We start from the raw sequence: 12,789 nt of genomic DNA, 5'->3' as shown, positions 1-12,789 counted from the left end.
ATCAGTGCAATGCAATAATAGTCAAAAGTGGCACGAGGTTCAAGAACGAGCGGTTACTCCGAGAGGAGGAAATACGCGAGGACCGCGAAGCTGATCTGGCTGAGGATGAGGGCGGCTGCGGCTCCCCGGTCGAGCCTGCGCGTGGCGGAAAGGTCTCCGGGATTGTTGTTTTGAAGATAGGCATCGAAATTCCGGTTGGCTCTGTCTTTCATGATCGCCGATGCAACACCCGAGACGATCATCGACGCCCCCGAGGCATAGGTCATCAAATAGTCCTTCGGGATTCTGCCGTTGACTCCAAGGACATCGGACGGCCGCGTCAGCTTCCCGTTTTCGCTCTTTGGTGTGAGTTGCACCTTGAGAAGGCCGAAGCGGACCTCGCCTGGAAGAGCGCGGAGAGAGTCGTAACCATCCTTCTGTACTATGAATTCACCCGCAAATATCGAAGGCAGGCGGACATAGAGAGGCGTGGGGCCGAGGTCAACCCCGTTATGCCGGACAATCCCGCCTGGCGGGTCCGATTGGATCCGTAGAGCGTCCCCGAGCACCAGGCGCTTCTCCTGCTCATCCGTGCCGGATATGGTGACAGAATCCTGCTGCATGACTGCGTTCCAGGCAAAGACCGACGGATAGAATGCCCTGACCCTGTGCGATCCGCGGGAGAGGGTAATTCCCCGGGCGGGGGATTTTCCGACGAAGAGTGAATCGACATACACATCAGCACCTGCAGGCTCAGTGATGATACTCGCGGTGCCTGCGGAATCAGACAGAGACTTTGGCTGCCCAAGGAGCATGGAGCACAGGAAGGTGCTCGCTATCATGAAGAGTGTCTTCATTTGATTTCGGGCCGCATTGCAGTGATATACCGGTCTTCATACGTCAGCAACAACATATCTCCCCAGATGACCGGGGACACTTTGATTCTTCCTTCGACGGCATACTCCCAGACTTTTTCTCCGGTCTCAACGCGCAGGGCATACAGGACGCGGTCCATAGACCCGACATAGAGGATGTTTCCGGCGATCAAGGGAGCGCTGTTCACGATGCTTTTGGTTTCGAACTTCCAGACTTCCCGGCCGGAGTCCAGCCTCACAGCAGCGATCGTACCGTCGGAGCCGCCGACAAACACAAGGTTCTGCGAAGCCGACGCCGCGGCGTACAATCTGGATCCGGCATGGTACTTCCAGCGCGGTGTTCCGGTCCGCGCATCGATTGCGTACAGAACACTGTCCAGCGATCCGACGAGACATGTTTCTTCCTGAAGTATCGGCGTCGCAAAAACGCTGGCGCCGGTCTGATACTTCCAGCGCAGACGGCCCGTCAATCGCTCCACTGCATAGATTGCTCCGTCATCCGACCCGAACACGATCAATTCCCCGTCCGACGCCGGGGAGGACCGAATCGGTTTCCGCTGCTCTTTTGCGCCGGTCTCGAACTTCCAGAACTCCACACCGTCCGCTTTCTTCACGCTCAGCAGGGTCCCGTCGAGCGTCGTGACATACAGGAACTCTCCTATCATGAGCGGCGAAGTTTCGATGCCACCATGCTGCATTCCCCACTGGCGTTTTCCATCCTTGAGGAAAAGACACGTAAGGGTTTCCTTTCCATGGGCGCTCGCCACGTAGACGTAATTGCCATCCAGAACCGGCGTCCCCATCACAGCCGATTCGAGGGGGGTAAAACCATAACTTTCTCCGTCCGACATCCTGATTGCGTGCAATTCGCCCTTCATAGTTCCGACGATGACAACGCTGTCTTTGACAAGGGGTGTTCCGGCTATTCCGGCGACAGCGTCATATTCCCATACCGGTTTGAGCGGGGGCGTCACGACAGACTGACTCTGATTTGTGCGGCCCGCAGCGCCGCCATACGTGACCCAATCGTACGGCCGTGCAGCGAGATTGCGTTGGAGACGAATTCCACTCGCGCAGCCGACAATCAGCAGAAGTGAAACGCACGCGGCAACGCAGACTCCCTTCCTTCCGAAGAGAATCTGACGACTCTGCCAATGCCTTCGCATCATGTGGACGTGCCGTTTCATCCTCAAAAATCCCATCCGAAGAAGAATTGATAGAACAGGCCATCCTGAAAATTAGAGAGGTTATTCTCAATGCGTTTTCCGATGTCATACCGCAAGACGAGTATGCCTCCAATATTGACGCGGACGCCGGCGCCCACGCTGCCCTTGGTCTCGATGTACTTCGTGTCCCACGCTCCTCCAAAATCAGCGTAGAGAGCTCCCCGGACCGAATTGAACGCGATCCCTCCGAAGGGGAACCGGACACCGAGCTGGTCAACAAATGGGAACCTGAGCTCGTGACTCATGAACCAGATCTTCTGCCCCCGGGTTTCCCACCTCGGCCAGCCGCGTAGGTCCCAGCTGCCTCCCATGAAGAAGCGCCGGGCTTCCTTGCCGTCGTTGTACCAGAGGTTCACCCGCGACGCCAGAGCGCTCCGCGTCGAGAGTCTCCAGTAATTTCTGAAGTCTGCAAGAATCGTATAGTAGTTCACGTTTGAGTAACGGATATCAGATGTATAGGCCAGCGTCAGCCGGGCGCGTGAACCATCCATCGGTCCCGTGGGACCCCACAGTGTGTTGTCCGCCGTAAAAGAAAATGAACTCGAGACCAGTACTGCCTTACGGGGAACTGTTTCGATGTAGATGTCCTTGTCCGAGTTGCTGAGCGTCAGCCCCGCCTCGATCCTGCGGAACTGCGAGAGCGGATAGCTGAGGACAAAGTAGCCACCGAAGGAGCGTTCATAATAGAAGAGATTGGGATCGGTCAGATCATACCGGTCGCCCGCGAAGTGGAATATTCCATAGTCATAGTTTGTTCTCTTACCGAGCGAAATGCGCGACATCGCAATGTTGAAACTCGAGAGGAATTCCGAGCGGGCCTGCGCCGTGTTGTAGATCAAGAAGTAGTATTGATCGTTGCCGAGGACATCGCTCATCGCCAGGACAGCTCCGCCGGTGGTTCCGAAGACGGGATCTGTCGATATCTGGCTCTGTGCGAGGTCGAGCCTGTATTCACCGTCATACCGAAAGTCGCCGACAACCGAGGAGGCTTTGACTCTCGGAGCATCCCATTGGTCCTTGGGAACGTCGTACTGGAAGGCCCAGCTGATCTTGGCCGAGCTCAGGACCGACGAGACTTCCTTCATTTTCTTGATCTGGAAACTGAACCCTTCGAACGCAGCGAACACCATTTCGTCCTTGTCCGTCCAGGTCGGATCGAACGCGGCGGTGGAGAAATGCGTCACCTTCTTCATGGTCCGTGCGAGTTTCTGCCGGTCCATCTCCATGACCCAGACGTTCTGGGCGCCGTCGATATCAGACGTAAACGTCAGCAGCTTTCCATCGGGCGACCATGCGGGAGAAGTAAAATTCGACTGACCGATTGTGAGGTATTCGATCTCCGCTGTCGCCAGGTTGTAGGTGAAAAGGTTCAGATATCCCTGTTTCCCGTGCGCATCGCGGTCGGAACTGAAGACGATCATTGTCCCATCCGGAGACCAGGCCGGATCCCGGTCTTCGTATATGTCGTTCGTGAGCCGCGTCAGCGCACGGGTCGCCAACTCGAATGTGTAGAGATCACTCCTCCCAACCTTGTCGACCGAGGAGAACGCAATCCGCTTTCCGTCGGGAGACCACGAAGGCGAACCGAGGACGACGAGATCACGAAAACGCAGTGTCTCCTGCAGCATGTCCGTCTTCAGATTGTACAAATGAAGCACGTCGGATTCGCCGCTTTTCGTGACGAAGGCCATCACGCCATCCCTGGTAATATCGAGCTTGTTTTGAAGAAGGTGGAATGCCTCGAACTCCGACGTCTTCTCACCCTGGACCACCATCTCGGGCTCGGGTTTTTCCTTGTCCAAATCGACCCGGTAGATGCTGCTGTATCCAGTATGGTTCCCGATGAAGTACAGTTCCCTCTTCCCGTCCCGGTTGAAGAAGAGCGGTTTCGAATTGAATCCGACTTCGACAACGCTTTTTGTCACACCGCTCGGCAGATCATCGTCGGCGAGGACGGGGTAGTAGCGTTTCTTGAGGGCATACACCCACTCTTCGTCGAACTCCTTGTAGTTCCTTCCGATCGTCAGCTTCATCACTTCCGTGAACGAATTCGCTTTCCAGAAATTCTCCATCAGGAGCAGGATTTTTTCCGGCCCATAGCGCCGGGCGACAAATTCGAGAGCGCTCTGTCCCTCCTTGTACATCAGGAACGAGCCGTAGATCCGGTCCATTTCGCTGACAGGGACGACGTAATTGCTCAGCACCGCATCGCGCATCACCATCTCGGCCTGCGCGTCCCACGTCGAAGACCAGAATTCCGCCAATCCTTCTGTGAACCAGAGCGGGGGCGACCGATCCTGCGATATCCGGTGATCGAGCAGCACGCGATTAAGCTTGCTGTGCATAAACACATGCACCAGCTCGTGGCGGATGACATGTTCGAACCGATGCATCGAACCGTCATACGGGATGACGACGCGCCCTTTGACAAATTCAAAGAACCCGCCGACACCTTCCGGAATGAATCCCGAGGTAATATTCGTCTGCTCGAAATGAAGATGAGAGCTGTAGAACACCAGGGGAATCCGGTGACTGATGTTGTGATTGAACCGTTGTTCGTGGGACCTGTAGCTTTCTTCCGCGAACGCCGCCCCGCGCTCGGCCAGTTCTTTCATCTCGGTGTAGTAGTAGATGTCGAAGTGTTCCGTGCGCAGCACCTTCCAGTCGAACTGCGTGTACTGGACCTTGTTGCGTCCGAAGTAGTAGAACTGGGCCGGGGCCGTCTGAACAAGAAGAAGGAGGAGGAGAAGGGAATATTTGAGGAGCCTGAATATCACAATAGATGGAACGTTGAAGTTGGGCTTTGAGTTTCGTGGTTGGGAGGGGTGGCGGTTCGCACCCTGGTTAATTGGTGAATGGTTAATTGGTAGGAAATTCCTTCTCGGCAACAGGTTCAATCACCAATTAACTAATTAACCACTCACCAACTACGCTTTTCCCAACTCGTTCTTCAAATACTCAATCACCGTCACCGGCGTGGGATTCTGCTTGTTGAGTATCGCCAGATAGTAGCTCACCCAATCACCAACGTAGACCAGCGAGATGATTCTTGCCAGCAGGGACCTGCCTTCACTCGATACTACCAGGACATCTGACGCATACGCTTTGATGATCTTCCTGGTAATCTCTTCCCGCAGTTGAACCCGGGGATGTGTGCCGCGATCACGGAGAAATACTACAGTCATGTTCTTCATCAGTGCCCGATCCACCTTCCACCCCACGATTTCATTGTGGTTCATTTCGGGCAGTACATGGCCGAACGCAAGCTGCTTGGCATTTTCACTGATCTGACCGCGCCAGCGGACGTTGACGGCGTCAAGATGATCGGAAGCAGAATAGAAAATTGGGAGTCTCCCGTGCAGGCGTTGCGCCACCTTCAATGGAAGATTTCCCGAACTGCCGGGATCCCGATAGATTTGCGACCGGAATTTCAAACCGCTGATCGCCTCTTTGATATCGCGTTGCTGCGATCTGATGAACCCCATGGCGGCGAGTGCGACAAGAAGGGGGAAAAAGGAATAGCCGAGGGCCGCCCTGGGCTGGAGGCCAGGCGGGACTTTGATGACGGAGTGCTTGTATTTGCGGGCGAGACGCTCCACCACACCGCCGGTGGTAATGCACAGCACATGTGCCCTGCGCCGGATCGCCTCGCGGTAGCACGACAACGTTTCCTCGGTATTGCCTGAATAGCTCGAGACGACGACGAGTGTGCTCCGGCCGACATACGCCGGAAGAGTGTAGGAACGACTCACCGCAAAGGGGATCTTGAGTTCCGCCGAAAGGTAGGAGCGGACGAGATCGCCGCCGATGGCGGAGCCCCCCATGCCGGCAAGAACGATCGAGGTGATCCCCTTCGGCCTGATCGTGAGCCGGGCTTTTTGGGCAATCCGGACTGCGTCTTCGGCCTGAAGAGGAAAATCGCGGATCCAGCTGTACATTGCGGTTGGATCAACCCGCTTGACATCATCGAGTGTGAGTTTCAAAGTCTTTTTTCTCATGGCGAGGAGGTGGATAGAAACAACTCAGGTGCACAACGTATCTCAGTCGATCGGGATGTCGGCGAGTTTCTTCTGCATGATTGATTTCAGAAGATCCTTGATTTCGTCCTCGGTCTTGAGCATCAGCACCTGCTTTGCGATTTTTTGGGCATCGGAGTATTTTACAGAGCGGATAATTTTCTTGATTTCGGGCAGCATGTTCGGCACGACGCTGAATTCGTCCAGCCCGAGGCCCAACAACAGAATCGTGGCAAGCGGGTCACCCGCCATTTCCCCGCACATACCAACCCAGACCCCCTTCTTCTTCCCCCGGTCGATGATGCGCCGGAGAAAACGGACAACTGCCGGATTGAACTCCTGATAGAGACCCGACACGACATCGTTGCCCCGATCGACGGCGAGAAGATACTGGATGAGATCGTTCGTACCGATGGAGAGAAAGTCCACTTCTTCCGCGATATCTTCCGCGATGACGGCAGCAGACGGGACTTCGATCATGACGCCAACTTTGATGCGCGAGTCGTACGAAATGCCTTCCTTCCGAAGCTGGTGCTTTGCTTCATCGAGAAGCTTTTTGGCGCGCCGGACCTCCTTAAGGTTCGAGACCATCGGAAACATCACGGCGACGTTTTTTCTCGTGCTTGCACGGAGTATCGCGCGGAGCTGTTCAAGGAAAAGATCGGGCTTGTCGAGCATCACCCTGATACCGCGCCACCCCAGGAAGGGATTACTCTCCTTCACCGACTCGGCCATCAGCTTGTCTCCGCCGATGTCGAACGTACGGATGATGACCCGCTTCGGATACATCGTTTCCGCAAGAAGCTTGTACTGGTTGTACTGTTCTTCTTCCGTGGGGAAGACTTCTTTTCCCACGATCAAGTACTCGGATCGGTAAAGCCCGATGCCGTCAGCTCCCTGGAGTTTGATGAATTCCAGTTCCTGTTCGAATTCCACGTTGACAGACAACTCGACCCGATGGTGATCGAGTGTTTCGGCCGGCAGATCGCGGAGTCCGGCAAGGCGGGCCTCGAATTCGCGATAGCGCTCACGCTTCGCTTCGAATCGCTTGATGGTCTCTTCCGTCGGGTTGAGGACAACTTCACCGCTGTATCCATCGAGGACGATTCGCTCGGCGTCATGCGCCTGATGCGAAATTGTCTTGAGTCCGACGACCGCCGGGATCTTCAACGCACGGGACAACAGCGCCGTGTGCGAGGTGATTCCCCCGAAATCCGTCGCATACGCGAGAACTTCGTTGCGGCTCAGGATCACCGTGTCGGGAGCCGTGAGATTCTGTGATACGATGACCGACGACCCCTCCAAGCGGGATATCACACGCTGCTCCTGGAGATTCCGCAGGATCCTGTTGCGGACGTCCTCCACGTCGTTCGCACGTTCGTGCGTGTATTCGTCCTTGGAGGCGAGCATGATCCTGTGATACTTCTCAATTTCGCTGTGAACAATGTATTCGGGGTTCTTGAGCTCGCCCCGGATACGCGCATAGATGGCATCGAACAGGATGGCATCTTCGAGGAACATCAGCTGCGCTTCGAAGATTCTGACTTTGTCTTCACCCAGTTTCTTCTCCGCGAATTCGAGGATCTTCCGCAGTTCCTTGTGAGAGCGGGCGACGGCCTGTTCCAGGCGTGCGAGCTCGCGCTCCACCTCTTCAGGCAGAATGGAACGCTCCTCGATCACCGGGGTGTGTTTGTGATAGACAAACACCGGACCGATGGCTATCCCCGGCGAGGCGGGGACACCTTTGAAGACGGTCTCTTCAGTATGGGGGTTTTCTGTTTTCACCGTACCCGGATTATTCAGCAATCACAACGCTGTCAGGACCCGAAAGTCCCGACACGCCCGTTATTTTTCGTCAAAGCCGCGTTCGAACAAATCCACCAGCGCATGGCACGCTTCTTCTTCCTGCTCTCCCGAAAACCGAAGAAGCATCTTCGATCCTTGTTCGGCTGCGAGCGTCATCACTCCGATGATGCTCTTTCCGTTTATTTCGATCCCATCTTTCTCGATGAAGAATTCGGCCTTGTACTTTGCAGCCAGTTTCACAAGCGTGGCCGCCGGCCGCGTGTGCAGTCCCGCTCTGTTCCTGATCGTCACTTCGGCTTGAACCATGCTTCCCCGAACCCCTTCTCAGTATGTCCGGTTAAGAAGCATTTCCGCGAACCACTCGAGCATCAATCGCGCGCGGCTGGAAGGAAGCCGGTGAAGCTCCCGCTTCGCTTTTGTGATATCCTGATCGATCCGTGTTCGGGCAACTGCGATCGCCCCGGATTCGTGATAGATGCGGCGGTATTCCGGAATGAGGTCGGCCTTTCCACCCTTGTTCTTGACGATATCGTTCAGCAGTTCCTTGTCCCGACCCCGCGCCGTACGGAGAGCCTCCAGGAGAAGGAACGTCTTCTTGCCTTCGATCAGATCGCCGCCGACGGGTTTGCCGAGTTCTTTTTCATCGGCGATGATATCCAGCAGATCGTCCTGGATCTGAAACGCTCGTCCGACATGTTCGCCATAGCGCCGGAGAGCCCGGATGGAGGCGCGAGCGCCGTTTCCGACAAGGCCTCCGATTTCCGCAGACACGGCAACCATTCTAGCGGTCTTCTTTTCGATCATCAACAGATACTCGTCCACGGTAACACTCTGTCGCCTCTCAAATTCCTTGTCGTACGCCTGACCCTCACACACCTCTACCACCCCTTCTGTGAAGATTTTCGCGATTTCCTGAATATGGGGCGACTTCGTTTGCAGCAGCGCACGATATGCCAGCGCAAGGAGTTCATCGCCCACAAGGATCGCTACGTTTGTGTCCCACTTGGTATGGACGGTTTTCCGTCCGCGCCGCGACGAGGCGTTATCCATAATGTCGTCGTGGACAAGCGTAAAGTTGTGAAGGATCTCGATCGCTGCTCCGGCCAGCAGCGCCTTCCTTGGATCGCCGCCGACTGCTTCGCAAGAGAGGAGCATCAACACGGGGCGGATTCTTTTTCCGCCGGCTTCCAGCACATATTCCGAAGGCTCATAGATCGACCGCGGCAGGCGGTCTTTGATGATGCCGCTCAGCGTCTTCTCCACGAGCTTCTTGTATCGATCGTACAGCCGCGCGTGCGTCGTTGATTTCTTTTCCGGTGAATTCATGCCTTGAGCACCAATTGTTTCGCCCGGAGATCCGCGATGGAACGCGATCCTGTCAAAAACATCGCTCCTTTAAGTTCCATTTCCCAGCCGGCTATTTTTTCAAGAAGCGCCTTCGTTCCGCCGGTTTCAAGTTCCTTGAGCATCAGCCGTGCCGCTCCCGCCAGGTCCGCGCCAAACGCAATGGACTTGGCGATATCGAGGCCGCTTGTCACTCCTCCTGACGCAATCACTGTCAGCGATGGCGACTGAACCTTCAGACTGCAAACCTGGCGAAGACAATCAACCGTCGGGATTCCCCAATCCCAGAACGAACGAGCCAATGGCCCGCCCTCTCCACTCGTCTTCGATCGCTTCCCCTTCTTTTGCGCGCGGCGGATGATCTCAACGCCCGCCCAGCTTGTCCCACCGGCTCCGGCGATATCAATGATTGAGACACCGGCATCGAGGAGCCTCTTCGCGACGGAGAGTGAGATACCAGCCCCGATTTCCTTCACGATGACTGGAATCGGAAGATCACGGACAAGCATCGCAATACCTTTGAGTACTCCACGGAATTCTGGATTCCCTTCCGGCTGCAAGAACTCCTGGAGTGGATTCAGGTGAACCGCGAACGCGTCCGCTCTGATCAGATCGGCGAGACGCAGCACCGCGGATGCGTCCTTGAGCTTTGCCACCTCTGCTCCTCCGATGTTGCCAAAAACCGGGATGTCAGGAGCGACTTCCCTCACAACACTGAACGAGCGGTGGAATTGTGTATCGTGAATGGCCTGCCGCTGACTTCCAACCCCCATCGCAAGTTGTTTCTCGGCACACACTTCGGCCAGCTGTCGGTTGATGCGGGTCGCGTCCCCGTACCCGCCTGTCATGCTGGAGATCAGGAGCGGCAGCGACAGCGGCTTCCCAAGAAACTTCGTTGACGGATCGACTTCGGAGAAATCAAGCTCCGGGAGAGCATTGTGTTGAAACTCCCAACGCTCGAAGCCGGGCGTCTTCGTCTGGAAGGAGACGTCCCGACCGATTGTCAGCTCTACATGTTCTTGCTTGCGTGAGGATATGCGAAGGGGTTTCATGACACACTGAATTTGCAGGCATAATACTGAAATGCGCTGCGAGAATCAAGGAAAGGGCCAACCGGCAGCGCGTCCATCCACGGTCGCAGCGGCCCGGTAGGGAACATAGCTCTTTTGTTTCACCCGATACTTTGCTATCTTTGTGGTACACGTACTTGTTGTATTGATTAACTTCTATGCGAGCGATCATCCCCGTAGCGGGCGTTGGCAGCCGATTACGACCCCACACATACACTGTTCCCAAAGTACTTCTGAACGTCGGGGGCAAACCCATCGTTGGCCACATTCTCGACCGATTGATCGAAAATGGGTTTGATGAGGCAACAATTATTGTGGGATACCTCGGCGAGAAGATCAAAGAGTATGTGGTGAAAAACTATCCGATCAGGGTCGATTTTGTCGAGCAGGAAGAACGGTTGGGACTGGGCCATGCGATCTACCTCGCCCGGCATACAATTTCCAGAGATCCGATCTTGATTATCCTGGGAGATACGATTTTCGACGTCGATCTGAAGGCGTTGATGCAAGGCGATTCTTCCGTCCTTGGAGTAAAAGAAGTCGACGATCCGAGGCGATTCGGCGTTGCGGAAACCGAAGGGGGTTTCATCACAAAGCTGGTGGAAAAACCCGACCAGCCGAAAAGCCGACTCGCACTTGTTGGGATATATTTCATCCGGCAACCGCACATCCTGGTGGACTGCCTGCGTGATGAGATCAAAGGGAACATCAGAACGCGGGGTGAGTTCCAGCTGACGGATGCTCTGCAGATGATGATCGAGCGCGGCGAGCGCATGAAAACCTTCGGCATCGAAGGATGGTACGATTGCGGGAAACCCGAGACGCTGCTTGAAACGAACCGGCACCTGCTGGACACACAGCCCACGGCAACCGGCAGACCGGACGTGGTTATTCAGCCGCCGGTATTCATCTCGGGCAAAGCGACGATTAGAAATTCGGTGCTTGGCCCGTATGCCACGATCGCAGACGACGCCGTCGTCGAGAATGCGATCATCCGGAACTCGATCGTGAGCGAAGGAGCCAGCGTCACGAACACGCTCCTGGAAGATTCGATCGTCGGGAACAACTCCATCGTGCGAGGCACGTACAAACGGGTCAACATCGGGGATTCCTCTGAACTTGAATTTGACTAGAGGCCTTCGAAAGAAGTCTCACGCTAAGACAGCAACGGCAAGATCTTGAGTCGAAAACTCTCTCCTTTTCGACTTTGCGAGATATCCGTACGCTTTCAACCGGCTTTGTTGAGAATAGATCTGCCAATAATCATTTACGAAGGATGAATTCATGAACTATCTGTTTACATCGGAGTCTGTATCCGAGGGGCACCCGGATAAGGTGTGCGATCAGATTTCCGACGCTGTACTCGATGCCCTTCTCGCCCAGGACAAGTTCTCCCGCGTAGCCTGCGAATCGTTCGTCACAACGGGCCTCGCCCTCGTCGGCGGGGAAATCACAACGCACGGTTACATCGATGTGCAGGAAATTGTCCGGGGAGTGATCCGTGACATCGGCTACACGAAAGCCGAGTATCGGTTCGACGCGGAATCTTGCTCCGTACTCTCTGCCATTCACTCGCAGTCACCCGATATCGCGATGGGCGTCGACACGGGGGGAGCAGGTGATCAGGGAATGATGTTCGGATACGCCTGCAGCGAGACTCCCGAGCTCATGCCCATGCCGATCATGTACGCTCAGAAGCTCGCCCGCCGCCTCGCAGATATCCGCAAAAAACAGAACAAGCTTATGCCGTACCTCCGGCCTGATGGCAAGACTCAGGTGACGGTTGAATACGATGGACGCCGCGTGAAGCGCATCGACACCGTCGTGGTCTCGACACAGCACGATCCCGGCGTAAGTCAGAAACGAATCCGGGAAGACGTGATCGAACACGTGGTGAAGCACATTATCCCCGAACGCCTGCTTGACAACAAGACGCGATACTTCGTCAATCCGACCGGCCGGTTCGAAGTTGGCGGACCTCATGGCGACACAGGTCTCACGGGAAGGAAGATTATCGTCGATACCTACGGCGGACGCGCTCCGCATGGCGGCGGCGCGTTCTCCGGCAAGGATCCCACAAAAGTCGACCGGAGCGGCGCATACGCTGCCCGCCATCTGGCGAAGAACATCGTCGCTGCAGGATTCGCGAGCGAATGCCAGATCCAGGTCGCGTACGCCATCGGGGTGCGGGAACCGATATCGATCAACGTGCAGACGTTCGGAACCGGAATCATCGCGGATCACGAGATTGCGAGGATCATCGGCAAGGAAGTCGACATGACCCCCCGGGGAATCATCAAGCGCCTCAACCTTCTTCGTCCCATCTATCAGAAGACAGCGGCGTATGGACACTTCGGAAGGACCGAGAAGGAATTCACGTGGGAGAAACTCGACCTGGTCAAGACTCTTCTGAGCGCCGTCAAGTAGAACAGCCGGTGGAGTGAACAGTAAACAGCGAACCGTGAACAGACAC

At 55.5% G+C, this 12,789-nt stretch carries 10 protein-coding genes; 2 read left to right on the top strand and 8 right to left on the bottom strand.

All coding sequences use genetic code 11. The annotated features are described in order from the left end of the window. Nucleotides 1–53 precede the first annotated feature (53 nt). The 8 genes from NTU47_05560 to fni all read right to left on the bottom strand — a co-directional run bounded on the left by NTU47_05560 (nt 54) and on the right by fni (nt 10,298). The gene (locus NTU47_05560; GenBank protein MCX6133267.1) at nt 54–836 is read right to left on the bottom strand and encodes a PEGA domain-containing protein; all 783 of its coding nucleotides are present in this window, start codon (nt 834–836) and stop codon (nt 54–56) included. Continuing rightward, nucleotides 833–2,023: a PQQ-binding-like beta-propeller repeat protein gene (locus NTU47_05555; GenBank protein MCX6133266.1), complete on the bottom strand. Its 1,191-nt coding sequence runs from the start codon at nt 2,021–2,023 to the stop codon at nt 833–835. The genes NTU47_05560 and NTU47_05555 overlap by 4 nt, the downstream gene beginning before the upstream one ends. A 20-nt stretch (nt 2,024–2,043) precedes the next feature. Continuing rightward, nucleotides 2,044–4,857 carry a BamA/TamA family outer membrane protein gene (locus tag NTU47_05550; protein MCX6133265.1) on the bottom strand — a complete coding sequence of 938 codons (2,814 nt, stop codon included), beginning with the start codon at nt 4,855–4,857 and terminating at the stop codon, nt 2,044–2,046. Nucleotides 4,858–5,007: 150 nt separating this feature from the next. Next, on the bottom strand, nt 5,008–6,063 hold the full coding sequence (locus NTU47_05545; GenBank protein MCX6133264.1) for a bifunctional phosphoglucose/phosphomannose isomerase: 1,056 nt from the start codon (nt 6,061–6,063) through the stop codon (nt 5,008–5,010). 57 nt (nt 6,064–6,120) lie between these two features. Next, nucleotides 6,121–7,881, bottom strand: coding sequence for a phosphoenolpyruvate--protein phosphotransferase (gene ptsP, locus NTU47_05540; protein MCX6133263.1), 1,761 nt, complete (start codon nt 7,879–7,881; stop codon nt 6,121–6,123). A gap of 60 nt (nt 7,882–7,941) precedes the next feature. Then, complete coding sequence (locus NTU47_05535; protein MCX6133262.1) at nt 7,942–8,208, bottom strand: HPr family phosphocarrier protein; 267 nt, start codon at nt 8,206–8,208, stop codon at nt 7,942–7,944. 18 nt (nt 8,209–8,226) lie between these two features. Continuing rightward, entirely contained in the window at nt 8,227–9,228 is a 1,002-nt protein-coding gene (locus NTU47_05530) for a polyprenyl synthetase family protein (GenBank protein ID MCX6133261.1), read from the bottom strand. Next, nucleotides 9,225–10,298 carry a type 2 isopentenyl-diphosphate Delta-isomerase gene (fni, locus tag NTU47_05525; GenBank protein ID MCX6133260.1) on the bottom strand — a complete coding sequence of 358 codons (1,074 nt, stop codon included), beginning with the start codon at nt 10,296–10,298 and terminating at the stop codon, nt 9,225–9,227. The genes NTU47_05530 and fni overlap by 4 nt, the downstream gene beginning before the upstream one ends. A gap of 176 nt (nt 10,299–10,474) precedes the next feature. On the opposite strand from fni, the gene NTU47_05520 reads away from it, so the two are divergent. After that, nucleotides 10,475–11,449 (top strand): sugar phosphate nucleotidyltransferase, encoded by a 975-nt coding sequence (locus NTU47_05520; protein ID MCX6133259.1) that lies wholly within the window; start codon nt 10,475–10,477, stop codon nt 11,447–11,449. 151 nt (nt 11,450–11,600) lie between these two features. Then, on the top strand, nt 11,601–12,743 hold the full coding sequence (metK, locus tag NTU47_05515) for a methionine adenosyltransferase (protein MCX6133258.1): 1,143 nt from the start codon (nt 11,601–11,603) through the stop codon (nt 12,741–12,743). Nucleotides 12,744–12,789: the final 46 nt, after the last annotated feature.

Source organism: Ignavibacteriales bacterium (genome assembly GCA_026390595.1).
Lineage (GTDB): Bacteria > Bacteroidota > Ignavibacteria > UBA10030 > UBA10030 > UBA9647.
This window is presented reverse-complemented; position numbering and strand designations above follow the sequence as displayed.

Bases quoted from the DNA above. Each gene is read 5' to 3' on its own strand.
- NTU47_05560 (MCX6133267.1), bottom strand. From the start codon at position 836: ATGAAGACACTCTTCATGATAGCGAGCACCTTCCTGTGCTCCATGCTC.
- NTU47_05555 (MCX6133266.1), bottom strand. From the start codon at position 2,023: ATGATGCGAAGGCATTGGCAGAGTCGTCAGATTCTCTTCGGAAGGAAG.
- NTU47_05535 (MCX6133262.1), bottom strand. From the start codon at position 8,208: ATGGTTCAAGCCGAAGTGACGATCAGGAACAGAGCGGGACTGCACACG.
- NTU47_05530 (MCX6133261.1), bottom strand. From the start codon at position 9,228: ATGAATTCACCGGAAAAGAAATCAACGACGCACGCGCGGCTGTACGAT.
- fni (MCX6133260.1), bottom strand. From the start codon at position 10,298: ATGAAACCCCTTCGCATATCCTCACGCAAGCAAGAACATGTAGAGCTG.
- NTU47_05520 (MCX6133259.1), top strand. From the start codon at position 10,475: ATGCGAGCGATCATCCCCGTAGCGGGCGTTGGCAGCCGATTACGACCC.
- metK (MCX6133258.1), top strand. From the start codon at position 11,601: ATGAACTATCTGTTTACATCGGAGTCTGTATCCGAGGGGCACCCGGAT.